We start from the raw sequence: 25,761 nt of genomic DNA on the forward strand, positions 1-25,761 counted from the left end.
ATGATTATTGAGAATAGCGCTAGTAGTTTAAACAAAAAGTTGCTCGGTTTTAATGTCAAAGCAATAAATGTGTTAAAGGGAATATTTGCTGTTCTCCCTCTCACCTTGGCATTGCCTGTAGATGCTTTACAAGTAAAAGTGACTCCAACTAATCCTAAATTAGGGGATACAATCTCGGTGGAGATTAATCGAGATAATGCCGATAATAGTACAAATCCAACAGTAGCTAGTGGTAAGAATATATACCCAGCCTTTGAAATTGCCCCCAATCAGTATCGGGCTTTTGTTCCCACAACTCCACTAGAAAAAGCTGGAACTAGAACACTTCGGGTTACAGGAGATGGTCAAGTACAAAACTTGGCAGTGAATGTGCTTAATCGCAAGTTCCCCGTACAACGTATTACTTTGCCACCTGGCAAAGCCGGAGTGGATGCCACAGAGTATGAACTTAAGCGTGTGGCAGCTTTCAAGGCACTACAAACACCAGAAAAGTATTGGAATGGAGTATTTCTGAAGCCAAATGCAGGGCGGATGAGTACAAACTATGGTGTACGTCGCTACTATAATGGTACATTTGCAAAAGACTACTATCATCGTGGTCTTGACTACGCTGGTGCTGCCGGATCACCGGTAATTGCCCCAGCCTCTGGGCGAGTTGCTTTGGTAGGTAGGGTATCCCAAGGATTTCGGATACACGGTAACGTAGTTGGCATTGACCACGGTCAAGGAGTAACCAGTATTTTCATGCACCTGAGTCGTATTAACGTTAAAGAAGGTGATTTTGTCAAAGCTGGTCAACTAATTGGTGCAGTAGGTTCAACAGGTGCTGCTACGGGGCCACATTTGCACTGGGGTCTGTATGTCAACGGACAATCTGTTGATCCAACACCTTGGCGAACTAAGGTCGTTAATTAGTAGAGGCGGAATTGATAGCGTCTGTGCATAATTTGTGTTTTTTTTGCTGAGAATTAGGCAAAAGAAATTGGGTTAATACCGTCCCTACCTTGCTTGGCTAACTAAATGATGATAAGCATTATGAGCATCGAAAGAATTGTAGAACAAGCTCTCCAGGATGGTTATTTGACACCAGCAATGGAAGCAGAAGTCGGTAGAATATGTGACAACGCCTCGGAACTCTCAATTGAAGAGTATATGGCGCTAGATCGGCTGATGGGAGCGCTATTGACTGGTGAGGTAGTGGCGGTACCTCGCAAACAATTCATTAACGTTATGGAAGAATTGGTACTGACGGAAGCGATCGCCCGAGTCGCAGAAATCGAAGCTACCAGCGAAAGTTCTCTAGATGTTGGCGATATTGCTGCTTACGCCCTCAACAGGCTACCACCTTTATATGCTACTACAGAAGAAGGTGCTAACTTCCAGCGCCAAACGGCTCAGGCAGAACTGCAAGACTTGATTTCTCAGCAAATAAATGAGGCAATTGACCGTTACCTCGATCGACCCAATTTCTTCCCAGAACGGCAAGCCTTGGGTAAAAGCAGTGGAAATGAGGTTGTACGCCAAGTTAGTGCTTTACTCCAAACTTATGCACCTAACTTTGAGCAAAATGACAAGCCAAACGACCAGCCAGATGACAAACCAAAAGACAACGACTTTTAATTAATTAGGACTTACGCACTGTACAAATTAACCATAATATGGGCTACAGTTTTTGGTCGTTTTAGGCGCTTCGCATAATCCCGATTTATTTCCATATTTGCGTAGGCGTAGCCCGTCGTAGACATTGCTGGGTGCTAAACACGGCTGAAATACCCAAATTGCGTGTAGTACTTATGTACATGCGTAAGTCCTATTAATTAATCACGCACTAATACTGTTGTCCCTAAACTAACTTGCTCATATAACAATCGAACATCAGAATTACGCATTCTTAAGCAGCCGTGGGATACAGCCGTTCCCACTAGGTCAATATCCGGTGTGCCATGAAAGCCAATTTCATTCCGTCCATCTGACCAAAACCCAATCCATCTGTCTCCCAAGGGGCTATCTGTACCAGCCTTAAATACTTTGCCTGTAATCGGGTGACGCCAAATTGGATAGTGTCGCATGTGAATCACCTGAAAAGAACCTGTGGGCGTTTCCCAACCTTTCTTACCTACAGCGATTGGGTAGCTGGCTATCACCTCATCTCCTGCGTATACATAAGTCCGGCGATCGCTTAAATCAACTACTACTTGCGTCTTAGTATCTGCCAGCCTATTAGATGGTACTTGTTGGGCTGAAGCCTGAGACCATATACTTTTTGGCCAACTATCTGTAACTGAATTTTGTCTTTCTGTTTGTGCCACCAGCCGCGTCTTAGCTGGTAGTTCGGTTTCTTTCGCTACATCTTTTTTAATGATTTGGGGCTGAGTTTGGGGGACAATTGCGCCTACATTAGTTGCTTTGGCTAAATTCTTCTTAATTATTTTCGACTGAGTTGCTTTGGCTACATTCTTTTTTTTAATTACTTTCACCTTAGTTTGAGGCTTAATAGCAGAGGACTTTGGTGTAAATACCCTCTGGGCAGTTGTACCTTGGGTAGCTTCATCAATTGGCACAGATGCACCCAGTGCAATTTCCCCTAAACTAACTTGGGAAAGATTTTTGTAGACTCCTTCTGGGCGGCCTCCCTTAGGATTGGTTAGGGTAGAATCTCGCCGCATCGCAGTAGATACAGACTTATTAGACTGCCGTTCTGCCGTAGTAATGCGCCAATGGACAGCTAAAGATAAAAATGCTGTGCCAAAACAGAGCAACATTACCATCCGCCCTACAGATTCATTTCTTACCATTGCTATCGCCTATTATTTATCCCTGACATATCCAGCCGAGTAATTCGATGAGTTCATCATCCGATCATCAAAAATTTATCAATACTTATCATTTCTGTTATAAATCTGCCAACATCTCTGGGCAAACTAAGACTATGCAAATTGTTCCAGCAGCAAAACTCTAAGTGACCAACCTCATTCCTCCAAAGTTCTGGGGGTTGTAAGCCAATACTTAGACTTTCTGGTGCAACTTTTAAAATGTAGTAATCAATTCTTAGTGGTGTCGGTGGGAGAAAAATCATGTTTGAAAAACTATTCTTAGCAGTCACAATTACATTTTCCCTCAATTTCCTTTTTCAAGTTCGTGTACCAGAGCAATATAATGGTGCTATCTACGGATCACAACCAGAACAATCAGCAGCTATTCTGGTAACAAAGTGAAAAAATAAATCACTATTATAGTCACCACAGCAACCAACCTCCAGAAATTAATACCTCAACTTTAAAGGTATTAAGAAGTTAAAATTACAAAAGTTTTATCTTCATTCTTATAACCAGATTTAATTATTTTTATCAAGCGTATATACCCAGTTGCGAAAAGTACCAAAATGTGCATGTTACCGCGCTTTTATTAGTTAATGGAGCTTGGGTCAATACAGCTCAGTTAAGCTTTTTCTCTCCCCTTGCAACGCCAGCCTCCCCTGCTCAAGAACAGCCTGCCTTAACAGATAAATTTGCTTAACCTAAGCGTATTGGGTCTTGGCTAACTATGCCAGCAGTATAAGGAAAAAGTGGCCCTCTTTATTGCTATAAATGTATCCAAAATTGTTGGTCTCAGTGTTCCAGTCATAAATCCGTCACCTTAGCATGGAACTTCTGTCCCATTAGCAGGTCTAATAGATAGGGATGATTTAGAGCCAGTACGATCTATGAGTCAGTCGATCTCTGTATCCTGGTCAACGGTTGATGCAAAGTATCCAGAAGCATCAGTGCAAGTTGACAAACTCCCTAACCACGATTTAATTTTGCGCTGTCAAGCAGGACTGCGACCAGATCGTGTTGCGTTTGCAGAACTATTACGCCGCTATCAAAGTCAAGTTGATAGAGTTTTATATCACCTGGCTCCAGATTGGGCTGACAGAGCCGATTTAGCTCAAGAAGTTTGGATTCGAGTGTATCGGAATATTAACCGATTACAAGAACCCGCCAAATTTCGGGGCTGGTTAAGCCGCATTGCCACCAACTTGTTTTACGACGAGTTGCGGAAACGCAAGCGGGTTATGAGTCCTTTGTCACTGGATGCTCCGCGTTCGTTAGAGGACGGCGAGATGGATTGGGAAATCGCTGGTGATACTCCCGGCCCTGAAGAAGAACTGACAACTAGAGAATTTTACGAGCAACTGCGAGAAGCGATCGCGGATTTACCAGAGGTGTTTCGTACTACCATTGTCCTGAGAGAAATCGAAGGCATGGCTTATGAAGAAATTGCCGAAATCACTGGAGTTTCTTTAGGAACTGTCAAGTCAAGAATCGCCAGAGCTAGATCGAGGCTGCAAACTCACTTGCAGAATTATCTAGACTCCTAATTTACAGTATCTTGCCTCTGCCCAATGGCAGAATTTAAGGATTGATTAAGAATTGCACCAAAGACGTAGATCGCTTCTGCCCTGAGAAGGAAAATTGGCTAATTTCTCCAAATCTCCCACCCAGTTTACCCGTGCATGAATTGGTAATAATGTTAAGATGACTACTGATTCTCAGTTTTACGACCGTTCTCCTTTACAACTTCCTCAAGATTTGTCAGATGGAATGGCCAAGCATACCAATGAATCAACGGGTCTTATGGATATGGTGAAGCGCGATCGCTTCGAGTTATTGAGTGCTTATCTCGATGGTGAAGTCACAGCCACTGAACGCAAGCAAGTAGAAGAATGGCTAGCAAATGATGCCTCTGTTCAATGCTTGTATGCTCGACTTTTGAAGCTGCGTCAAGGCTTGCGGACTCTCCCAGTGCCCACAGCCCAACAGTCACCAGAAGTAGCAGTTGAGCAAGTATTGACACGTTTGCGCCGTCGTTCCCGTTTAAACTGGATGGCGGGAGGTGCAGCCGTTGCGGCTTGTGTAATCGGTGCAGTATCTGGTTTAGTACCTATTGGTTCGAGAGTGCCGCAACTGGCACAACGGCCACAAATAGAACCGATACAAACATCTTCAGCCTCTATAATTCCACCTTCCCCTTTGATGGTGGGGCTAAATAACCCGGTAATTGAAATTCCTAAAGCAGCAGTAGCTTCTCCAGAAAATCCAATTTATCCGGTACAGCCGCAACGGCACGACTCCAAACAAGACATAAACTAATCGCAAAATTAATAGTTCACAGATTATAACTGTACTTTGCGTTTAAACCACAGCCACTCCAGCAGCCGTCAGGTTGGAGGATGTATCTTAATTGGGTAAACTTGGTCTAAAGTCATTAAATCAACCCAAGCCCAATCCAAAGAAAGCTACTGTGGCTCATAAACCTTGATAATTTGTCGATTATAGAGATTTTCTGGTAGTTGTCTATTCGGCTGGCAATCTTCCAGCACTCTAGTTCATTTAAAGTCCTTGGGTTGGAAAAATTGAGTAAATATCCGTGAACTTGGCTATCTCCTGGCGTCATCGATGGGTAGGCCATTGCCAAAGCAAATAATTTGCCTTGTACAAAAGGTCTTTTAAAATTAACTACTTTGCCAGCACAGTATCTGTAGAAGTATAAAAAAATTGTACATTTTTAAGTGCTAGCTTAACTTGATGCTGGGCGAGTGTCAGCTTATTTAACTGACACAAGTTTAGCCTTGTGTTCTAGCTCTATTCAAAGAGTTATCAAAGATATGCAAAACGCTAATCTACAAAAAGCGACATTTGGAGCAGGCTGTTTCTGGGGAGTTGAAGCAGCATTTCGTCAAATAAAAGGAGTAACTTGTACAGCAGTTGGTTACAGTGGCGGACACTTTGAAAATCCAACCTACGAAGATGTCTGTAGAGGCAAAACTGGACACGCTGAGGCAGTGCAAGTGGAATACAATCCGGCAATAGTATCTTATGATCAACTGCTAAATGTGTTTTGGAATAAGCACAATCCCACAGCATCAAACCACCAGGAGCTAGATGTTGGTTATCAATATCGGTCAGTGATATTTTTCCACACTCCAGAGCAGGAATTATTAGCAAGAGCCTCCAAAAAGCAGCTTGAAAATAGTTCTCGTTATCACAAAAATCCAATTGTGACGGAGATTGTAGCTGCATCACAATTCTATAGAGCAGAAGAGTATCATCAGCAATATCTGGAGAAGCATGGACGAGCATCTTACAAGATAGGCTAATCTTTCACCGGATTGAAGGGGATTTAAAAGCCGAATGCTATAAATCTCCTTACTTGCTATACATATCGGGGAAGTTTTCTTGAAGTTTAGCCAGCTTCGGCAAGTCATTCACTACCACATAGCGATCGCTCGGATGATGCACTATATAATTCTGATGGTATGCCGCAGCCTGATAAAAAGCTTTCAAAGGATCTAATTCTGTCACAATCGGCTTGTCGAAGATTCGTGATTTGTTGAGTTGAGCGATATATTTTTGTGCAGCCTGTTTTTGCTCATCGTTAGCAAAAAAGATCGCTGAACGATATTGCCTACCTGAGTCTGGGCCTTGTCGATTTAACTCTGTTGGGTCATGCGCTACCAAAAAGTAGACTTTTAAAAGCTGATTATATGATATTTTTGATGGATCGTAGGTGATTTTCACTGATTCAGCGTGATTGGTTGATCCAGCACTAACAATTGCATAGTCTGCGGTTCTTGCATCACCCCCAGAAAAGCCAGAAACGACATCAGAAACACCTAATAGATGCTCAAAAACTGCTTCCATTCCCCAGTAGCACCCACCAGCGAAAACCGCTACTTGCTTTCCCTGCGGTGCAACAGTCGAAATATCAGTGGCGGGAGCAGAAAGCATCACACGAGATGCACCGTATAAAAGTACAAAAGTCAGCGAAATGATGGACAAGTTGCGTAATAACTGACGGGAGAGAGTAAAGTTATAAGTTGACATGAGGTTGTGAACTCCTTTATTTAATAGACAAAGAACCGAGTTTATTCAGCTATTTTGTCATTAGATAGCAATCTTCAAAACCAACTCGGCGATTAAAACTTTGGACAGAAGTATTTTTCTGCTTATAGATATTCATGAATGGTAGGCTGACGTTGGCATAATATTAAGCCGAACCAACCTTGAGAATCTGACCAGATTTGTAATGGCTGGAGTGCATGATTCTCTAAAACAGAAACTAAAGTTGGTAGATGAAACTTGCGAGATATTTCGGTACGAATTGTTTCTTTAGACTGGAGAGAAACCTGATAATCCAAAGTTTTTAGGACTGCGGTTTGATTTTTGAGACTTCGTAGATGCATTTCAATTTGGTGAGCTACTGGGTTGTAGAAAGCCCAATGTTCAAATTGGTTGACTTCAAAATTACCTTGAAAGCGTCGATTGAGATGATGCAAAATATTTAAATTAAAAGCTACTGTTATGGATTGGGAATCATTATAAGCTGCCTCAATAATTTCTATTGGCTTTTGCAAATCCACCCCAAATAAAAAGAATTCTCCAGGTTTCAATGCTCTTTGAATTTGCATGAGAAAGTTGCTGCATTCTTGCTCATTTAAATTTCCTAGCGTACTTCCCAAAAAAATCAACATTCGATTCTCAAATTCAGCAGGTGGAAGTTGTGCTAATGCTTGTTCGTAAGTTCCTGCCAAACCGCAAAGTTTTAATTTCGGATACTGATGAAGTAAATCCAAGGCAGTGGTTTGAAGAATTCCGGCACTAACATCAATGGGAAAATATTGCAGTTCTTGTTGAAATTGACTATACGCATCTAACAATAGGCGAGTTTTGCGAGAACTACCACTACCTAGTTCTATCAAGGTACATAAACCTGTCATTTGGGCGATTTTTAGGGCAGATGTTTCTAAAATTGCTTGCTCGGTGCGAGTTGGATAGTATTCTGGCAGTTCACAAATTTGCTCAAATAGTTCTGATCCTTGGTCATCGTATAAGTAACGGCATGGTAAGGTTTTAGGTTGATTGCTTAGTCCTTGAATAATATCTGTGTCTTCCTGAATTGATAGCTGAGACGAATGTAAATTAATCCAGCGAAAGCGAGAATCTTCTTTTTGTTGAATCCTCAATTTATTGCTCTCCTTGAGTTATTTTTGCATTAAGATATAACGATTCCCATTCAAATGCAGTACGACGTTAAATTGCAAGGTGTAGAGGCAATTCATGAATTGCCCCTACGAGTGTGCCTCACTCAATGAAAATCGCTATATAGAAAAGCTTGAGATACAGACTTATAGCCCGATCTCCTGTTATGAAAGCAGTGACTTAGGCGGATTTATGCTATAGCGATCGCCTTTTTATCCTGCTCAATTTTTGGTTCTTGATGTTGTGCTTCATATTCACCAAATTGCTGAATAAGTTGAGCAACTAATCCTGTCCATCCAGTTTGATGACTAGCGCCAATTCCGGCTCCGTTATCACCATGAAAATACTCATGGAATAAAATCAAATTTTGCCAGTGTGGGTCATTTTGAAACTTCTGTATCCCACCATATACAGGACGTTGACCAGAGGAATTTTGCAAGAAAATTCTAGTTAACCTTTGAGACAATTCACATGAAACTTCCCAAAGTGTCATTATCTTACCGGAACCTGTGGGACATTCCACCTTGAAATCATCGCCCAGGTAATAATAGAATTTTTGCAGAGATTCAATTAATAAGAAATTCACCGGGAACCAAATAGGGCCGCGCCAGTTAGAATTACCACCAAATAAACCACTGCTAGATTCAGCAGGTTCATAATCTACACGAAATTGTGAACCATTGACATCAAAAGTATAGGGATGTTCAGCATGAAATCTGGAAACTGCGCGAATACCATAAGGACTAAAAAACTCACTTTCATCGAGCATTTTTTGTAGAATACTTCTTAATTTATCCCGTGAAACAATTGCTAATAATCTTCTAGCACCAATTCCTTTTGTTTCCATACAAGCTACATTTTGCCGCAAGTCAGGACGATTTTGGATAAACCATTCCAGCCGTTTCTTAAAGCCAGGAAGCATCTTTAACGTTTCTGGTTCAATGCTTTCAATCGCAAATAGGGGGATTAATCCCACCATTGACCGGACTTTTAAGGTAATCTGCCGTTCATGTAAATGTAGAACATCGTAGTAAAATCCATCTGGTTCATTCCATAAACTGGCTTCCATTGCGCCAATTTTATTCATAGCATCGGCTATGTAGAGAAAATGCTCAAAAAATTTGGTGGCAATGTCTTCATAAACAGGATTAGTCTTGGCTAATTCTAGAGCGATCGCTAACATATTTAAACAGTACATTCCCATCCAACTAGTACCATCAGATTGGTCAATATGTCCACCTGTAGGCAGGGCTGCACTACGGTCAAATACGCCAATATTATCTAATCCTAAAAACCCTCCTTGAAAGACGTTATTACCCTCAGCATCCTTACGATTTACCCACCAGGTAAAATTGAGCATCAGCTTTTGAAAAACCCGTTCTAAAAACTGTCTGTCTGTTCGCCCGTAAATCTTTTGCTCAATCTTATAAATGCGCCAAGTTGCCCAAGCATGAACAGGGGGATTAACATCACCAAATGCCCACTCATAAGCAGGGATTTGCCCATTAGGATGCATGTACCATTCCCGTGTGAGAACATCCAATTGGTATTTAGCAAAATCTGGGTCAATCATTGCCAAAGGAATAGTATGGAATGCTAAATCCCAAGCCGCAAACCAGGGATATTCCCACTTATCAGGCATAGAGAGAATATCTTCATTGTAGAGATGGAACCATTCTTGATTTCTACCATTTTGCCGTTCTGCTGGGGGTGTTGGTGTGTTGCGATCGCCTTTCAACCAATTCTCTACAATATAGTGATAAAATTGCTTACTCCACAGCATCCCAGCAAATGCTTGTCGTTGCACATTTCGCATATCTTCACTTAGAGGATATGGAGTAATACGTTGATAAAATTCCTCAGCTTCTTGTTGTCGCTGACTAAAAATTGCTTCAAAATCATTACCAAATGCTTCAACTAAATTTGGTGCATTACTAAGCCGCAATTTTATAATTTTAGTTTCACCTGCTCCAACTGTTAAGACATAATTAGCAGATGCTTTTGTCCCACTTTTCTCGGGATTAACTGCTGATTTTTGACCATTTACGATGTAGTCATTAATGCCATCTTTCACATAATCGGAGGTATTGGGAGAATCAAATAATCGCTGATAATTTGTCTCGTTGTCTGTAAAGAGAACCTCTGTTGCTTCCTGACAATATAACCACCTATTTCCTAAACTTGGGTGAGACGCTTCAATGATATTGAAGCTACGATCTGATTTAATCTCTTTTAAAGTCGGTTTATCTGCATCTCCATTCCAACACCAAGTATTGCGAAACCAAATGGTAGGTAACAGGTGTAATGTCTTAGCTTCTGTACCTTGGTTGACTACTTTAATTTGGATGAGAATATCTTCAGCAGAATGCTTGGCATACTCCACAAAAACATCAAAATAGCGATTATCATCAAATACGCCTGTATCTAGTAGTTCAAATTCTGGCTCTTGACGATTTCGGCGTTGATTTTCTGCAACTAATTGGGAGTAGGGAAAAGCGGTTTGAGGATATTTATACAGCGCTTTCATATAGGAATGTGTGGGGGTGCTGTCTAAATAAAAGTAATATTCCTTAACATCTTCACCGTGATTACCTTCACTACCAGTTAGACCAAAAATTCTTTCTTTGAGAATAGAATCTTCACCATTCCAAAGAGCGATCGCAAAACAAAGCCGTTGATGATTATCAGAAATACCAAAAATCCCATCTTCACCCCAACGGTAAGCGCGAGAACGGGCTTGATCGTGGGTGAAATAGTCCCAGGCTGTACCATTGGGGCTGTAGTCTTCGCGTACTGTTCCCCACTGGCGATCGCTTAAATATGGCCCCCATTTGCGCCAATGGGCTATCTGATTTTGGGCTTCTGCTAATCTGATTTCTTCTTGGGTTGGAGTTGTCATCATCTCACCCTCTGCATATCTGCACTTTATTTTAATTAATTTGCTATATTGAGTGTCACGTTTTTATCAAAGATGGAGCTGATATTTTGATTAAAGTTTGCTAGGTGAATTGATAAATAAAAATCTAGGATAAACTCAGGAAAAATTTATATTAATTTTTATTATCAAAATCAATGATCGTTTCGATATCATCTGTTCGTCGGTGTTCAAGATGATGTCAGTAAAGCATTGATATGTCGCCGCACGAGATATTTTTGTTGATCTGCGGAGAATTGCTCAGGACAAATAACAACACTAGTGCCAATGCCATCCACTAGGGCGATGAGTGCATTGGCTTCGAGGGTTAAATCAAGATCGGCTCGAATTAGCAAGGCTTTTTGTAAGTCAGCTAATTCTTGACAAATAATCTGCCGTAAAAAGTCATAGCGTTTTCGGTGTTCCTGAACAAGGCGATCGCGCCCGATAGAATAGCCCAAAAATGCCACCCAAACCTTCCAATCAGCTTTGTCAATGTCCTCCAGAGGTAGAGCCACAAAAATCATCTGTGCTAGTCTGTCAATTCCTTGTTGCCCCTCGGCACAGGTTTTCATTTCCTCTAGGACGTTTTCAAACACCTGTTCCAGAGCAAATAGGGTGAGTTCTTCTTTATCTCGGAAGTAATGGGTAACAACCCCGGTTGAAGAGCCAAGTTCTTGCGCGATCGCCCGCATACTGGCACGATCCAATCCTTCACGGACAATCACCTGCCATGCTGCTTTAGTGACTTCAATACGGCGATCGTCATAACTCATAGCTCTCCTCGGTTTACAGCAACATGAAACAAGTATCTTGACATTTTATCACAACAGTTGTTATGGTTTAAAACTACATAACAACTGTTGTGATATTTACTCCAGAGGCTAACCTGTTTTACACATGGAGTTTGCGATGATTCGACCGACCATACCCGATGACACAACCGCACTGATTGCCTTAGCAGACGCAAGCGGACTGTTCCAACCGAACCAACTTGAGGAGCTTGGCGAAATGCTATCTGAGTACTTCAATTGTAGCAGCGACAGTAATCGCTTTTGGATTACCGACGACGACAACGGGGCGGTGGGGGTTGCTTACTGTGAGATGGAACGGATGACTGATGAGACATGGAATCTACAGTTGATTGCGATCCGACCCGACCGCCAAGGACAAGGACGTGGTGCGACCCTGCTACGCTACGTTGAGCAAACATTGATGGCACGCGGCGGGCGTGTGCTGCTAGTCGAAACGTCGGGTACGCCGGACTTCGAGCGCACGCGAGCTTTCTACCGCAAGTGCGGTTATGAGGAGGAAGCACGGATACGCGACTTCTATCAAGCGGGCGCTGACAAAATTGTTTACCGCAAGGCCCTGTCTGCTTAGGAGCAGTAAGCTTCTGAAAGTTCCAAAGTACTTCACGGGAAAGTCCTAAGTTGACTGAGATAACTTGCACAATTTTATATCTTCTTTAATAAAATTTTGTACCGATATTAAGCCTGATAGATAATATGCTTAATATTACTTGATTATCAGAGAAATTTATTAAATATCCAACACCAATTTTGCCGTTCCAGGTTGAGAAATACAAATCAACACCGAACCTTTATCAGTTGTTGCAGTTGGTTCTTCTTGGTAAGCAACTACACCTTCGCGGATTTTACACATACAAGTACCGCAAACACCTACACGACAACTAAAAGGTGGATTAATATCGTTGGCTTCGGCAAATTCTAGGATCGTGCCATCACTAGGTTGCCATGTCAAAGTTTTGCCAGATTTAGCAAAGACAATCTCTGCAAATGTCTCATCTTCAGTTGCGATCGCAGTTTGTTTCTCAGACACACTTTTCATCGGTTTACCAAAAGATTCAAAGAATACTCTACTATCAGGTACTCCCGATTCCTTCAACCCTTGCATAATGGACTGCATAAAAGATGGAGAACCACACAAAAAATACTCAGCTTCTTGTCTTACTAACTCTTGAATCAAAGCAGCATCAACATAACCAACACTATGGTATTTACCTCTATCTTCAGGTGTAGGACGACTATAGCGAAAATGCACATTCAGATTATGATTTTGTCGAGAAATTTCCCTCACTTCATCTCGAAAAGCATGGAATTTACCATCTCTAGCACCATGTACAAACCAAATAGGACGAGTAGGATTGAGAAGAGTACAAGCTTTAGCCATACTAATCATCGGCGTAATTCCCACACCATTGCTAATCAAGACTGCGGGGATAGACTTCTGCACATCTAAAACAAATTTACCGTTTGGTGGTTTTGCTAAAATTACTGAACCTTCTTGAATGCGATCGTGCATAAAATTAGATGCTATACCGGGCATAACATCTAATCCGTTCGGTGCAGGTTCCCGCTTAATTGAGAGACGATAGTATTCACGGTTTTCAGGATAATCTGAAAGTGAGTAAGTACGAATTACAGGCTTATCCTGTCCAGGTATATCAAGTTTGATAGTTAAAAACTGGCCTGGTTGAAAGTTAGGAATTTCCTTTTTGTCTTCAGGTTGTAAATAGAAAGAGGTAATTTCTTAGCTCTCCTTCACCTTACGAACAACAACAAAATTTCGCCAATCTTGCCAAGCATAACTATCTGATGCTGTGAGGTCTGGAGTAGATTTGTTTCCACTTGCTTTGCTTGTATAAACTAAGCCAAATACTGCACCACTAGCTACTCCAAACAGTGAGGAACAGACACCAAATTGATAGGCAGATTTAGCTTTGGCATTGGTTACTCCAATTACAACAGCAGCAGATAAGGTAATTACTGAAGCAACTGTAGCTGCTGCGGCTATACTTCTGACTAATGGATTCTTAATTCTTCCCAGACTTTCTAGCATCGCTGTTTCCTGTCTAATATTTTTAGTGATGTTGGGCTATACCTGCGAAGATTCAGCAGGTAAAGGAATAATTTCAAGACCATACCTCGGAGCCGCAGCCAAAACTTTTTCAAAGTAAGAAGAAGCTTGTCCTGATTGCTGTAATACTCCTTAAAAATTAACTGTCATGGTGATTTCCTCGTTATCATTTACTGCATTGATTAGGGATTAGGTAACTTGTCGCTTAACAACCATCTTTTATCTACTTCTGGGTGACGATAGCCACAGCGAAAGATACAGCGTTTGTTGTTGTGGTGATGGAGTTTAGCGCATCTTACAGCCCTTTTTCCTTTCAGCCTGATATAAAGTTCGGCTGCCAATAGCATCCCTAAAAGTGGTGCGGTGAAATAAACCCAAATGGCTGTCCAATTGTGAGATGGAATTGCTGATGCTAGGGTACGGGCTGGGTTCATGCTCGTACCTGACAATGGTGCTTCTACTGTGATATAAGTTGCAATCATTACTCCTGCAAATATGCCTGTAAATGGTGCTAGTTTGGGGGTATTGGATGCGAACAAAATCATCAGCATTACTCCAAAAGAAATCACCAGTTCAGCCAAAAATGCCACACCTGCACCACCCGCACCAGGAATTGTGACAATATAATTTATAGATGGATTGGTAACTGCATCTCTAAATATCACCACAGCAAACAGCAATCCTAGTAATCCACCTATAAAGTGAGCCAGAATGTAAAAAATAACATCCCACGGTTGAATTTTGCCGAGACGAAAGAAGGTGAAGGTGACAACCGGATTGAGATGTGCGCCTGATTGTTTACCCCAAGGAGAATAAATAATACAAATAGCAATTAATCCCATCGCCACGCCAATGATAAACCGTCGTAAAAGTGGATCGGAAATTGCTTGTGGAATTGGTGAAGCTGGATGTTGTAACAAGGTAGTCACCATCACCGCAGAAATCAGAAATATCCCCAGTCCCGCAGCTTCCATTAAATATTCTGGATAATGTTTCCGTAGTGTCTGCATTATAATAATTCGTAATTCGTAATTCGTAATTCGTAATTACTATTGCTCTCAATAGTTCCAAGGTAGTAGTGGCGTGTCAAGGCTAAAATGTTGCAAAAAAACTGTAGGTTGGGTTTCGTTCCTCAACCCAACACTCCGATCAATGTTGGGTAACGCTAAAGCTCAACCCAACCTACGTCTAACGCACTATTTTAGTCTAGACACGCCAGTAGGGTGCGTTATGGATATTAGTCCTAACGTGCTGAAAATCTTGGATTGTGCATAAGAGAGTGACATAATTACAAAACTTTATTTATTAATTTTCCTGGTTTTCCAGGGGCTAGAACATCAATTCAGTATTCAGAGTTATCACGAAAAAGCTCGGTTTCTTTGGGTTGTAACAAGGAAAATTTGATTTTAAAAAGCATAAAAATTGGATGTCTCAGTCTCGTTTTTTATTACTGAATCGGTGTTCTAGAAGAAAGCAAAATTGCAACTTAAGTAATTGGGGTAGCTTCCACTTCACCAGTCTGGGCATTACGACTTACTTGCAGGACGGTATCCATTGCATCTGCACCCATCCGAGCAGCTATTTCCGGACAGGGTTTACTGGCATGGGTGTTACCTTGGATATTATCTTTTTTCTCCAAACTGATTTCTTGTCGCCCATATTTCAGCACAGTTGACATCCAAACTAATTCGTCCATAAACCTTTCCATACGGCGAATGTATGTTGGTTTGTCAATCAAATTACCCGACTCATCAAATAGTTTTTGAACGTTGCTAAAGTTGAGGTCATAGAAAATAGTCATTAGCCCCAACTCCCGCATCACAGGTAAGAGGTTTTGGATTACCCTTGTACCACCAAAGGGGCCTGCGGAAACACCGCACAGTCCAACGGCTTTATGAATGTATTCTTTAAGGCAGGTGTCAAGTATGTGTTTGAGTAAACCCGGATAACCGTGGTTATATTCTGGTACAACGATAATTAATCCATCTGCCCGTTCCATTGTTGCAGAAAATTGAGGGTCTTTGAGTGGTTCACCTGCATCATCATTAGCGATCGCTATATTTCTAATATCGATCAGTTCGGTTTCTAAGCGATCGTGTGCTGCAACCTGCTCAACGATAAATTTAGCAACGTGTTCACTCTGGCGACCTTGACGAGAAGTACCAAGGATAACTGGAATAAATAAGGATGAATCTGACATAGTTTTTTCTCCCTACTGTTCTTGATAGTTCCAAAGTAGTCCACCATCCACAAAGAACGTGCTACCTGTAATGTAGTCAGCATCATCAGAAGCCAGAAACGCCACTAAAGAAGCAACATCCTGTGGTTGACCCAAGCGACCAAGCGGAATATTTTTTAATAGTGCACCCAACTTTTCTGGGTCATTCAACAGCTTAGTATTAATCGGAGTTTCTATTGCTCCTGGCGCAACATTATTAATCGTGATCCCCAAAGCACCCAACTCAACAGCTAAGTTACGAGCGAGCATTTTCATTCCGCCTTTGCTAGCACAGTAAGCTGTGAAATTAGGAAATGGCAGTTCTTCATGCACCGAACTAATATTAATAATTTTTCCAGTTCGTTTAGTTTCAATCAGGTGTTGTACAAAAGCTTGAGTGGCAAAGAAAACACCTTTTAAATTGACATTCATTACAGCGTCGTAATCTGCTTCTGTGACATCCCAAAATGGTGCGTGTTTTTCAATGCCAGCATTATTTACCAAAATATCTAGCTTGCCGAAATGGTTAATACTTTCTGCAATCAGTTGGCGTACTTCATCAATACTACCCAAATCTGCTTGAACTGTATAACCATGCGATTTTGGACACTGAGCTATATGACAATTACCACCAATCGCTTCCACCTTTGCTAAAGTATCCTCTGCTCCTTCTGGGTGAGAACGATAGTTAATTACCACATTCGCCCCTGCTTGAGCTAGACCGAGAACAATTCCCTGTCCAATTCCTTGACTACTCCCAGTTACTAGGGCAACTTTTCCTTCTAGTTTCATAAACTTTCTCCTAGTGATTGATTTTTAAGTTGTTGATTAATATTTACTAACTCAAACTAGCAGCGCCAAAAGTAGCATTAAACTTGCGACACCAGATAGCGATGGATTTATAATCTGCTAAATTAATGTTTTGAGGAATGGAATATGTTTGAGCGCCGCTATATTTTTGCAACGGAGCTATGATAAAATAATCTCCGTTTTTTAAAGGATACGATGGTGGCTTAGTTAAATTAATCACGTTATCTGAACGATGCAAAATTACTACTAAATCTGGCCCTGATTCAGAAGTTTTAAATGACTCATCAAGCTCTAGAAATGATTTGCCGTCTTTAGTGGTAATACTAGCTTTTCCTTGAGTTTTTTGTTCTCCAGAAACAAATGTGCCTGACTTCATAACAGTTGAATTTGGAGATTGTGCTGACTTGCCTAACGGTTTCGCCTGAGTTGAAGACATGGGAACAGAGGCATTCACAGCTATAGGACTTTCATTAGCCTGGTTCTTTGAGACTTCGGGGACACAGCCAACCATGACCAAAGAAGACAAACCCAGTATTAATAAATGTCTTAATTTCATAATTTAAATTCCTCAATGCCTCAATCAGCAATATAGCTGTTGGCTTGAACTTTAAACTGATTATTGCTTAAATAATTTATCTACGAATTATGAATAGATAAGGATTGATATCTAAAAAACTGATATTTCCCTTAGAAACTTCTTACAGATTTCTCAGCAAAATTTAAATTTTTAATTTACGGTTATAAATGTAAAAAAAGATACAATAATTGTTGGTAGCCTGATGTTTGCTTGCTATTTGTCGTATAAATTTACATTTATTTAAGTAAAAATTCATACTTTTTCTGCATAATTAGCACATTTATCTAGTAAAATTTCCCCATCAAAATTATTAGAATATCCAGAGTTAATACCTGAAAAATCCAATATTTAATATTTGATTTTTTCACTATTTTGCTAAATTATGCAACAAGCATCCATGAGCAAAGCCGATGATGAAGAAATGTTGTTGCAACAGCCTTGGCAGCGCGAGCGGCAGATAATAGCACGTTTGTCCTCTTTGAACTATCGCACTGGTGAAATAGGTAGCTATTTACACAACATTGCCTGTGGAATCAGCGAACTGATTGCAGTTGATTGGACGGTTGTTACCTTTTGCCAAGAGGGGTTTGAAACTATTCTAGCGAGTAGTCTGGAAATGTCCGAAGATACACCTCGTGTTTATGCACTGCATGGTAGATTGATTGGTAAAGTTATGCAAGTTGGGCGCACATTAGCTGTTGAGGATGCTGTGGCTAATCCAGAATATGGTAAACCTGCGCCAGGTTATCGAGCATATTTAGGGATACCTTTGCAAACTACTGAAGGTCAAGTCTTCGGTACTGTTTGCTCTTTTCATCGGCAAGCGAGGGAATTTACCAAAGAAGAAATTCAAATTGTGGAATTGTTCGCTGAACGTGCTGCTACTGCCATCGATCATTACCATCTTTACCAGCAGCAGTGCCAATTCAATCATATCCTGGAGACTGAGGTAGAAAAACGCACCGCAGAACTACAAGCAGCCCAAGCCAAGCTTTTAGAACAGGAACGGCTAGCAGCTATTGGTGAATTTGCGGCGATGATTGTGCATGAAATTCGCAATCCACTAACAACAATGATTATGGGATTGAAGTATTTTAAGAAAACTATTTTGACTGAAGCGGCTCTTGAACGATTATCGCTGGCACTTAGTGAGGCTAGTCGGCTAGAAAATCTGCTGAGTGAAATTTTGCTTTATGCCAAACCTCAGGTATTGCAACTGTGTGAATTGGATGTGAATGAATTTATTTGTGAATTACTGATGCCAATGTGTGAGATGCCAGAAGCACTCTCACGGCAAATCGAATTTATTCCAGCGCTACCTACAGTCAAAATCTTAGCAGATAAAGATAAGTTAAAACAAGTGTTTATTAATATTGTCCGCAATGCTTGTGAGGCAGTCTCAGCCGGAGATGCGATCAAATGGGAAGTGGATAATTCGTCTCCTGATAAAATCTGCATTAATGTCTGCAATGGTGGTGAGCCAATTCCTTTAGAAGTTTTATCAAAGCTAACGCAGCCGTTCTTTTCCACAAAACCAAGCGGTACTGGGTTGGGGCTTGCTATTAGCAAACGTATCGTCAATGCTCATGGTGGAGAATTATCTATTGAATCTGACATCATGACAGGTACTAAGGTAAGTATTCAATTACCTGTGGTTGGTCTTGGGAGCCTTTAAACGGATAGCATTTTTGACGGATCGAGCAAATACCTAAAAAGTTTACAATCTTGTTAAGTTGCGATCGCTCTTACCATTGTCATCTTCTGAGGAGCGCTCTTGAGTAAGTAACTTGAGTGAATCTCCCATGCGGCGAGGTTTTGGTATTTTGCCTTTACCGGATGGCCAACCTTCACGCTGACGGGAGCGATCGCCATCTGTCTCTTCTGTCTGGTCATGGAATAAAATTTGCTGTGTGGGAAAGGGTAAATCGATACCGTTTTCAACTAACGTTTTCTTAATTGTAGATAGCACCTTGTCCCGTGAGGCAAGGTCGTCTGCACGTCGTGGCGGGTTGATCCACCAACGAACGCGGATATTAACGGTGCTTTCGGCAAGTTCCATGAGCAGCACATCAGGAGCAGGATCTTTCAGTACTTCCGGCACACTATGCAATGCTTCAAGCATTAACTTTTTGGCTCGGTCTATATCATCGCCATAACCAATACCGACATCATACTGTAGTCGGCGATTTTCAAAGGCAGTGTTTACAGTTACCGAATTAGTGAACAATTCTGAGTTAGGAATGACAATGCGACGACCATCGTAAGTTCTAATTGTTGTCGCTCGTGTCTGAATATTTTCTACAGTTCCCTCAAAATCTTTAAAAACTATTTGGTCATTAATTTGGAACGGCTCTGTCAAAAGAATCAGAATCCCAGCTAAGAAATTTTGCAGAATGTCACGAAATGCAAAGCCGATCGCTACGCCGCTAATCCCCAGTAGTTGTATCAAATCTCCGGCTCGGAATGTGGGTATTACAATCGACAAAGCAACAAATAGCCCGATTAACAATATTGTACCTTGCGCCAAGCGTCCCAGTACTAGTCCTAGATTCCGAGCTTGGTGGCGATCGCGAGTTAATCGTTTAACTACTCTCTTAATTTCTCTAGCCACCGCGAAGAAGATTGCAAAGACAATCAATGCCAGCACGATATTCGGCAGTAGGACAATGAATCCGTTAATCATTCCCTGGACTCTGTCCCAGAGTGCGGATATATCTGCATTCATGATCTTATCTTGCTTAATTAGTTAACGTTAATAAGCGTATAAAAAGATTTTGATATTTAACTCCACCTTTAGTTAGTTTTTCCTATCTATAAATAGAATGAAAAATTTATCTTAGGGTAAAATAACAGGATTTTAGATATTAGACATAAGAGTGAAAATGAATGTATAGAGGTAGCAGTGTTACCTCTATATAAAAGTTGAGAATAACACATATTTAAATTCGGTCAATATCAATTTTATTTGTGAGGAAAATCTGATTTTTCTCCTCTGACCTCTTGCACCTGACTGACTTCAAAAAGTAAGAAAAAACTTAAGCCCCCTAAAGCGATTGCGAATATTATTTATCAAAACTTCTCTAAATCAAATGATTTTATATTTGATATTTTAAACAAATATTTTAGCATAGAATATCGTTATCAAGATAAATAATGCATTAGATAGCAACATTTACTTCTAGAAATCACGATGAAAGAGGAAGTCGAACTGTAAATGTACTACCTAGCCCAGGTTGACTTTGAACGTGAATATTGCCTTTATGCGCTCTGGCGATCGCGATTGCGATGGCTAATCCTAAACCCGAACCGCCAGAGGTGCGAGAGCGATCGCGATCTACTCGGTAGAAGCGATCAAAAATTCGCTCTTGATGTTCAACAGCAATACCAATTCCTGTATCTTCAACTTTAATCATGGCGTAAAGCTCAATTTTTTCTAAAAAAACTGTGACTTTTCCACCGCTAGATGTAGCTTGAATGGCATTAGCAATTAAGTTGGAAATTAAGCGATAAAGCTGTTCTTCATTTCCCATCACATACAGTTTTTCTGAGACTTGCACCTGTTTAGAGAGATTTACTTTAGTTTCTACTGCCAAAAATGCTAATTCTTCTGTTAAATCGCTAATTAAATCATTTAAACAGCAAGACTGATATTCTCCTGCTAGTTCTTTTTGATCTATCCTGGTTAATAGCAATAAATCTCCAACTAGTTGTGATAGTCGCCGATTTTGGCGTTTGAGTACATCTAAAATTCCCCCATTGGATTTTGGTTCTTGCTGTAATTTGATAGCAGCTTCAATAGTAGAGTACATTGCTGCTAAAGGTGTGCGAAACTCATGGGCGGCATCAGCAGTAAATTGTTGCATTTGTTGGTAGGAAAGATATACAGGTTGCATTGCCCTTCCTGCCAACCACCAACTAGACAAACCAACGAAAATCATCGAAATTGGCAATCCCAACACCAAAGCTAATCTTAAATAAATCAGATGTTGGTCTAAATCAGTAATACTACGCGCCACTTGTAAATAACCCGAAACCTGGTTTTGAGTATATAAAGGTAAAGTAATTTCGCGGTATCGAGTGCCAGAGGAATCTGTTAATATTTGCCAATGCTCTACTGCTGAGTTAATCGGAAAATTGTCAAATTCCATGCCTCCACTAGCAAAAAGTTTTCCTGAGCGATCCAATAATCGTATATAGTAATTAACTGAATTCGCCGCCTCTGCAATTGATTTTTTAATGGATGTTCTTTTGGGCAAACAACTGGTCTGACCTACACATAATTCTAAAGAAAACTCTTTATTCAGGCGTTGTAATTGTCCGGGTTGTTGCCAAGCCGGTTCAATACTTTTATGGAGTGCATTTGCGACTGATTGCAATCCCTGGTCTATGGTTTCATAGTAGGCATGGGCAACCACACTATAAACCCCCAAACTAGATAGTCCTAAAATACCGCCCATGACGAGGGTATACCAAGCTGCTAGGCGCAACCGAGTCTGGTGAAAGATGGGATTGCGTTCCATATTTCTATAATCTTGGTAAAAGTGTCATTTCCAATTCGCAATTTCTAATTCGCAATTCGCAATTATTACCCCCTAACTAAAGTTAGAGGCTTGGATCTTGATACTACGTATTTTGATTTTTACATAATTAAAATTAGGGGCAATGATCTTGAAGGATGAATCAATTATTTAATTACATCCGCAATTGCGAATTGCGAATTGTTCGGTCGTTGTCGAGTTAGCAGAAATTATATGCCTATTTCCGCAGCCGGAATATTCATACGATAGCCCACACCATAAACAGTTTCAATTAAAGATTCGTTCTCTTCTTCTCCTAATTTGCGTCTCAATAAGCGAATTTGTGCGGCTACAACATTACTAACTGGTTCTGTACCAATTTCCCAAAGCTGATTAATAATTTGGTCGCGGCTGACAATTTGGTTAGGATGTCTCATGAAATATTCTAACAATTGAAATTCCTTAACAGTTAAAGAAAATACTTGCTTTTGGGCGTCACTATACTGGCGAGTAAGTTCATGAGTGCTGTAATTGAGTGTCAGACAGCCTACTTGTAAGCGGCGAGGTTGGACTTGAGGTGTAAGGGTTGCTCCTACGTAAGAGGCTCGCCTTTGTAATGCCCGCAATCTTGCCAGCAGTTCTGCCATATCAAAGGGTTTAACTAAGTAATCATCTGCACCGCTATCTAAACCAATAATCTTTTCTTCCATCCGGTCTTTAGCCGTTAGCATTAATACAGGTAGAATTAATTGGCGCGATCGCAACCATTTACACAACTCTATGCCCGATACTCCAGGCAGCATCCAATCAAAAATCGCAAGTGTGTACTCAGTCCAGCCAGTTTCTAAATATTGCCATGCCTGAGTACCATCTAGAAACCAGTCAACTATATACGCCTCATGGATCAGGACTTGTTTGATTGCTGCACCTAAATCTGCTTCATCCTCAACTAATATCAGCCGCATAGTCAAGTCGCTTCGCTCCAATTAAAAATTAAAAATTATTAATTAAAAATTGCAATCAGTGTTAGCTCTATACCCCAAATTAATTAAAAATTATTATTATTTTTAATTAAAAAAAGGTCAATTCAATGCTAAAAGCCTTCTTTCAATATGCTTTCACAAGAAAGTGAAATAATTATGAAATTTAGATTCTACTTAAGACTGATGTTTGCATAGTTTTTAAATCCATAAAAAAATGATATTTTAATGAAATCTTTCTCCTTATCAAGGCTTTGTTGGGTTTCGCTGCCGCTCAACCCAAGCGTATTAACTTATCACTGGTAAAAGGCGTTTAAAGTGCAGAATAGTCGGATTATGAGAGTTTAATCATGCCAACTTCAACTGATTTCAAAGATTATTACAACATTTTGGGAGTTTATAAAACTGCAACTCCTGACGATATTAAGCGAGCTTACCGCAAACTTGCTCGCAAATATCACCTGCGGCGATCGCAGTAGTAGCGGCAATGATTTCTTGTGAGAAATGACTGAACAAAGCATAGCCTAGAAGTGCAGCAATACCAGAAATGATGGCAATTCCTCCCCAGAAACCCGCTTTTAACCAGAGTGGAAACATGATTAATTCGTAATTCGTAATTCGTAATTAAAATTATTGGCTTAGGTGGCTTGCATTTCTCCACCTTGGGGTTTTGATAGGGCTTGTAATTCTTCCCAACTATAGTGACTAGGTAGTTCAATTGGTTTGTGATCTGCTCCTAATCCTAAGCCTACTGTTGGTTGGAGTTCTTCAATGAATTGCTCGGTGTATCCTACCAGTTCATTGGCTGCAACTCCAAGTGCGATCGCACCTGCAATGCCACCAATTGCAGCACCAACCTTACCACCAATTGAGCGGCCTAGTGCGGCTCCGGCAATTCCGCCTCCGGCTGCTCCCAATCCTGTTGCAATAGGATTAGTATTTGGGGGCGTTTGATTTTCATTTTCTCGGTTAGAAGTAGAGTGTTCTTCGTTCATAATCTGTTTCTCCTTGAAACTATAATCAGCATGAAACTACTTCTGGCTCAGGTGTACCAGAAGCCACAGAGCAAAGCGTTCTAGTCCAACCAACGCTCTAAGAAATAATTCAGCAAGGTTCGCAGCAAAACGATCGCTCCTAAATTCAAAATATCCTGGCGGGTGGGTGCTACTGCTGTCCGTAAAATATCGCTGGCGACAGTAAATTCCAACCTTCAGCTATGCGTTAGAGAAGCGTTGCTGCAAGCAGATCGCCAACACGCAAAGCATTTGCCATAATCGTGAGCGTAGGGTTAACTCCCGAATTTGACGGAAAGAAACTACTGTCTACAACATAAAGATTCTCGACATCATGAGTACGGCAATTGAGATCCAGTACTGAGGTTTTAGGATCTGTGCCAAATCGACAACTACCGCATTGATGAGCAACTGCTTGTTCTGGTATATGAGTGCGGGGATAAATACTAAATGGCAAGACGTGTTTAGCAGAACCAGGGATTGACTTGAGTACAGATGTCCATCGGTGAATTAAGCGATCGCTTGCTTCAATATTATTCAGTGTATAGTCAACATGAATCTTGTCGCCCACTACCCGAATCCGATTATTTGGATCTGGTAAATCCTCTGTTTGCAACCACCAGCCAACTGATCGCTCGGCCAGCAAATGGCGCTCAAAATGAGGAATCAGCTTGACAAATGGAGCCATTAGTGGGGGTGCTTCTCCGGGAATCATATCAGCTAGGACATTACCTGTATTCTGAATCATGCCCATCGGATAAGGAAAATCTGGCTCTCCCCAGTAAAAATCGTTGACAGCGATCGTTTTTTGAAAGTTGGCGTGATTCACCTCTAGATGTATGGAAACTATAGCCGTTTCCAGTTGTTTCATGAAATTCCGTCCCACCTGATCGGAACTATTTGCTAATCCGTTGGGATGTTTGTCATTAGCAGAGCGTAACAGCAAAGCAGCTGAGTTGACAGAACCACAGGCAACAACCACAATATCGCTTGTGAACCAATGTTGCTCTCCTGCAATTTCAGTTTCTACCTTCGTCACTTCTCGCCCCGACTCACTGGTATGTAGCCGCAAGACTTTGGTGTTAGTTAAGAGAGTAACATTGGTATACTTTTCACGAGTCGGACGAATGGCGTTGACATCAGCATCGGCTTTTGCTTGTACCAGACAGGGATATCCGTCAAAGGTATCGCAGCGAATGCAGGGGCTATTTAGGCGATCGCTTTCATTGAGCTTTAATCCTAGTGGTAAATGAAATGGGTAGTAACCCAGTTCCCGAATGCCATCAGCAAGAGACTGCATATCTGGCTCATGACTCACTGGCGGATAAGGATATGGTTCGCTGCGAGGTGGTTCTGTGGGGTCTTCTCCTTCCTGTCCATGCACGTCATATAGCTTTTCTGCTTGGGTGTAGTATGACTCAAAGTCTTGATACTTCAAAGGCCATTCTGGAGAAATTCCTTCTTTATGAATTACCTTTTCAAAATCTCGCTCCCGGAATCTAATTAGGGCTGCACCGTAGAGTTTGGTATTGCCACCAACCCAATAGCCTGTTTGGGGACGAAAGGCTTTACCTTCCTTGTTATACCATTGCTCATCAGTATGGTAACGATGTTTTTGATAGACTTCCTCTGGATTCCAGTTTGCTTTTTCTCTCGGTAAAAAGTCGCCTCTTTCCAATACTAGAATTTTTTTACCTGTGGGTGCAAGGCGGTGGGCTAATGTACCTCCACCAGCTCCTGTACCGATAATAATGATGTCGTAATGTTCTGTGATGCTAGTCATAATTGATAATTAGTAATTTCATATTAATTACGGTTTAATTTATTTGAT

26 protein-coding genes and 1 pseudogene are annotated in these 25,761 nt (G+C 41.0%); 9 read left to right on the forward strand and 18 right to left on the reverse strand.

Annotated elements, in window-relative coordinates; genetic code table 11:
* Window positions 1-915, forward strand: coding sequence for a M23 family metallopeptidase (locus RMY00_RS22140; RefSeq protein ID WP_322649598.1), 915 nt, complete (start codon window positions 1-3; stop codon window positions 913-915).
* 120 nt (window positions 916-1,035) lie between these two features.
* Window positions 1,036-1,620, forward strand: coding sequence for a late competence development ComFB family protein (locus tag RMY00_RS22145; protein ID WP_322649599.1), 585 nt, complete (start codon window positions 1,036-1,038; stop codon window positions 1,618-1,620).
* 197 nt (window positions 1,621-1,817) lie between these two features.
* Here RMY00_RS22145 and RMY00_RS22150 read toward each other — a convergent pair whose 3' ends face one another.
* Entirely contained in the window at window positions 1,818-2,795 is a 978-nt protein-coding gene (locus RMY00_RS22150; protein WP_416212090.1) for a L,D-transpeptidase, read from the reverse strand.
* Window positions 2,796-3,074: 279 nt separating this feature from the next.
* Here RMY00_RS22150 and RMY00_RS22155 point away from each other — a divergent pair, with 279 nt between their 5' ends.
* The 4 genes from RMY00_RS22155 (at window position 3,075) to msrA (RMY00_RS22170) (ending at window position 6,139) form a co-directional block, all read left to right on the forward strand.
* Complete coding sequence (locus RMY00_RS22155) at window positions 3,075-3,215, forward strand: hypothetical protein (protein WP_322649600.1); 141 nt, start codon at window positions 3,075-3,077, stop codon at window positions 3,213-3,215.
* A gap of 488 nt (window positions 3,216-3,703) precedes the next feature.
* Entirely contained in the window at window positions 3,704-4,360 is a 657-nt protein-coding gene (locus tag RMY00_RS22160) for a sigma-70 family RNA polymerase sigma factor (RefSeq protein WP_322649601.1), read from the forward strand.
* 157 nt (window positions 4,361-4,517) lie between these two features.
* On the forward strand, window positions 4,518-5,132 hold the full coding sequence (locus RMY00_RS22165; RefSeq protein WP_322649602.1) for a transcriptional regulator: 615 nt from the start codon (window positions 4,518-4,520) through the stop codon (window positions 5,130-5,132).
* A 515-nt stretch (window positions 5,133-5,647) separates the two neighbouring features.
* Complete coding sequence (msrA, locus tag RMY00_RS22170) at window positions 5,648-6,139, forward strand: peptide-methionine (S)-S-oxide reductase MsrA (RefSeq protein ID WP_322649603.1); 492 nt, start codon at window positions 5,648-5,650, stop codon at window positions 6,137-6,139.
* A gap of 49 nt (window positions 6,140-6,188) precedes the next feature.
* On the opposite strand, the gene msrA (RMY00_RS22175) is transcribed toward msrA (RMY00_RS22170), so the two are convergent.
* The 4 genes from msrA (RMY00_RS22175) to RMY00_RS22190 form a co-directional block, all read right to left on the reverse strand.
* The gene (gene msrA, locus RMY00_RS22175) at window positions 6,189-6,866 is read right to left on the reverse strand and encodes a peptide-methionine (S)-S-oxide reductase MsrA (RefSeq protein WP_322649604.1); all 678 of its coding nucleotides are present in this window, start codon (window positions 6,864-6,866) and stop codon (window positions 6,189-6,191) included.
* Between the two features lie 122 nt (window positions 6,867-6,988).
* A complete protein-coding gene (egtD, locus tag RMY00_RS22180; protein ID WP_322649605.1) occupies window positions 6,989-8,005 on the reverse strand; it encodes an L-histidine N(alpha)-methyltransferase in 1,017 nt (338 codons plus the stop codon).
* Between the two features lie 206 nt (window positions 8,006-8,211).
* Window positions 8,212-10,920: an MGH1-like glycoside hydrolase domain-containing protein gene (locus RMY00_RS22185; RefSeq protein ID WP_322649708.1), complete on the reverse strand. Its 2,709-nt coding sequence runs from the start codon at window positions 10,918-10,920 to the stop codon at window positions 8,212-8,214.
* Window positions 10,921-11,126: 206 nt separating this feature from the next.
* Window positions 11,127-11,711 (reverse strand): TetR/AcrR family transcriptional regulator, encoded by a 585-nt coding sequence (locus RMY00_RS22190; RefSeq protein ID WP_322649606.1) that lies wholly within the window; start codon window positions 11,709-11,711, stop codon window positions 11,127-11,129.
* A gap of 136 nt (window positions 11,712-11,847) precedes the next feature.
* Between RMY00_RS22190 and RMY00_RS22195 the strand changes: the two genes are divergently transcribed.
* Window positions 11,848-12,318 (forward strand): GNAT family N-acetyltransferase, encoded by a 471-nt coding sequence (locus tag RMY00_RS22195; RefSeq protein WP_322649607.1) that lies wholly within the window; start codon window positions 11,848-11,850, stop codon window positions 12,316-12,318.
* A 159-nt stretch (window positions 12,319-12,477) separates the two neighbouring features.
* Here RMY00_RS22195 and RMY00_RS22200 read toward each other — a convergent pair whose 3' ends face one another.
* The 6 genes from RMY00_RS22200 to RMY00_RS22225 form a co-directional block, all read right to left on the reverse strand.
* On the reverse strand, window positions 12,478-13,485 hold the full coding sequence (locus RMY00_RS22200) for a 2Fe-2S iron-sulfur cluster-binding protein (protein ID WP_322649709.1): 1,008 nt from the start codon (window positions 13,483-13,485) through the stop codon (window positions 12,478-12,480).
* A gap of 3 nt (window positions 13,486-13,488) precedes the next feature.
* The gene (locus tag RMY00_RS22205) at window positions 13,489-13,797 is read right to left on the reverse strand and encodes a hypothetical protein (RefSeq protein ID WP_322649608.1); all 309 of its coding nucleotides are present in this window, start codon (window positions 13,795-13,797) and stop codon (window positions 13,489-13,491) included.
* 200 nt (window positions 13,798-13,997) lie between these two features.
* The gene (locus RMY00_RS22210) at window positions 13,998-14,825 is read right to left on the reverse strand and encodes an MIP/aquaporin family protein (protein ID WP_322649609.1); all 828 of its coding nucleotides are present in this window, start codon (window positions 14,823-14,825) and stop codon (window positions 13,998-14,000) included.
* 476 nt (window positions 14,826-15,301) lie between these two features.
* Window positions 15,302-16,015, reverse strand: a complete 714-nt coding sequence (locus tag RMY00_RS22215) for an NADPH-dependent FMN reductase (protein ID WP_322649610.1) — start codon at window positions 16,013-16,015, stop codon at window positions 15,302-15,304.
* A gap of 12 nt (window positions 16,016-16,027) precedes the next feature.
* Window positions 16,028-16,825, reverse strand: a complete 798-nt coding sequence (locus tag RMY00_RS22220; RefSeq protein WP_322649611.1) for a glucose 1-dehydrogenase — start codon at window positions 16,823-16,825, stop codon at window positions 16,028-16,030.
* A 46-nt stretch (window positions 16,826-16,871) separates the two neighbouring features.
* Window positions 16,872-17,399, reverse strand: a complete 528-nt coding sequence (locus RMY00_RS22225) for a DM13 domain-containing protein (protein WP_322649612.1) — start codon at window positions 17,397-17,399, stop codon at window positions 16,872-16,874.
* 418 nt (window positions 17,400-17,817) lie between these two features.
* Between RMY00_RS22225 and RMY00_RS22230 the strand changes: the two genes are divergently transcribed.
* On the forward strand, window positions 17,818-19,095 hold the full coding sequence (locus RMY00_RS22230; RefSeq protein ID WP_322649710.1) for an ATP-binding protein: 1,278 nt from the start codon (window positions 17,818-17,820) through the stop codon (window positions 19,093-19,095).
* Between the two features lie 42 nt (window positions 19,096-19,137).
* Here the strand turns inward: RMY00_RS22230 and RMY00_RS22235 are convergent, their stop codons facing one another.
* The 3 genes from RMY00_RS22235 to rppA all read right to left on the reverse strand — a co-directional run bounded on the left by RMY00_RS22235 (window position 19,138) and on the right by rppA (window position 22,902).
* Window positions 19,138-20,145, reverse strand: a complete 1,008-nt coding sequence (locus tag RMY00_RS22235; protein ID WP_322649613.1) for a mechanosensitive ion channel family protein — start codon at window positions 20,143-20,145, stop codon at window positions 19,138-19,140.
* Window positions 20,146-20,605: 460 nt separating this feature from the next.
* On the reverse strand, window positions 20,606-21,940 hold the full coding sequence (gene rppB / locus RMY00_RS22240) for a two-component system sensor histidine kinase RppB (protein ID WP_322649614.1): 1,335 nt from the start codon (window positions 21,938-21,940) through the stop codon (window positions 20,606-20,608).
* A gap of 227 nt (window positions 21,941-22,167) precedes the next feature.
* Window positions 22,168-22,902 carry a two-component system response regulator RppA gene (gene rppA, locus RMY00_RS22245; protein ID WP_322649615.1) on the reverse strand — a complete coding sequence of 245 codons (735 nt, stop codon included), beginning with the start codon at window positions 22,900-22,902 and terminating at the stop codon, window positions 22,168-22,170.
* Window positions 22,903-23,267: 365 nt separating this feature from the next.
* On the opposite strand from rppA, the pseudogene RMY00_RS22250 reads away from it, so the two are divergent.
* Window positions 23,268-23,378: pseudogene (locus RMY00_RS22250) on the forward strand (DnaJ domain-containing protein); the annotation flags it as partial.
* Here RMY00_RS22250 and RMY00_RS22255 read toward each other — a convergent pair.
* The 4 genes from RMY00_RS22255 to RMY00_RS22270 form a co-directional block, all read right to left on the reverse strand.
* Window positions 23,341-23,514 carry a hypothetical protein gene (locus tag RMY00_RS22255; protein WP_322649712.1) on the reverse strand — a complete coding sequence of 58 codons (174 nt, stop codon included), beginning with the start codon at window positions 23,512-23,514 and terminating at the stop codon, window positions 23,341-23,343. The pseudogene RMY00_RS22250 and the gene RMY00_RS22255 overlap by 38 nt on opposite strands.
* A 41-nt stretch (window positions 23,515-23,555) precedes the next feature.
* Window positions 23,556-23,912 (reverse strand): hypothetical protein, encoded by a 357-nt coding sequence (locus tag RMY00_RS22260; RefSeq protein ID WP_322649616.1) that lies wholly within the window; start codon window positions 23,910-23,912, stop codon window positions 23,556-23,558.
* A gap of 80 nt (window positions 23,913-23,992) precedes the next feature.
* Window positions 23,993-24,124 (reverse strand): DUF1622 domain-containing protein, encoded by a 132-nt coding sequence (locus tag RMY00_RS22265; RefSeq protein ID WP_322649617.1) that lies wholly within the window; start codon window positions 24,122-24,124, stop codon window positions 23,993-23,995.
* A 14-nt stretch (window positions 24,125-24,138) separates the two neighbouring features.
* Window positions 24,139-25,713 (reverse strand): GMC family oxidoreductase, encoded by a 1,575-nt coding sequence (locus RMY00_RS22270; protein ID WP_322649618.1) that lies wholly within the window; start codon window positions 25,711-25,713, stop codon window positions 24,139-24,141.
* Window positions 25,714-25,761: the final 48 nt, after the last annotated feature.

The sequence above is a fragment of the Nostoc sp. ChiVER01 genome (genome assembly GCF_034531155.1).
In the GTDB taxonomy this organism is placed as follows: Bacteria; Cyanobacteriota; Cyanobacteriia; order Cyanobacteriales; family Nostocaceae; genus Nostoc.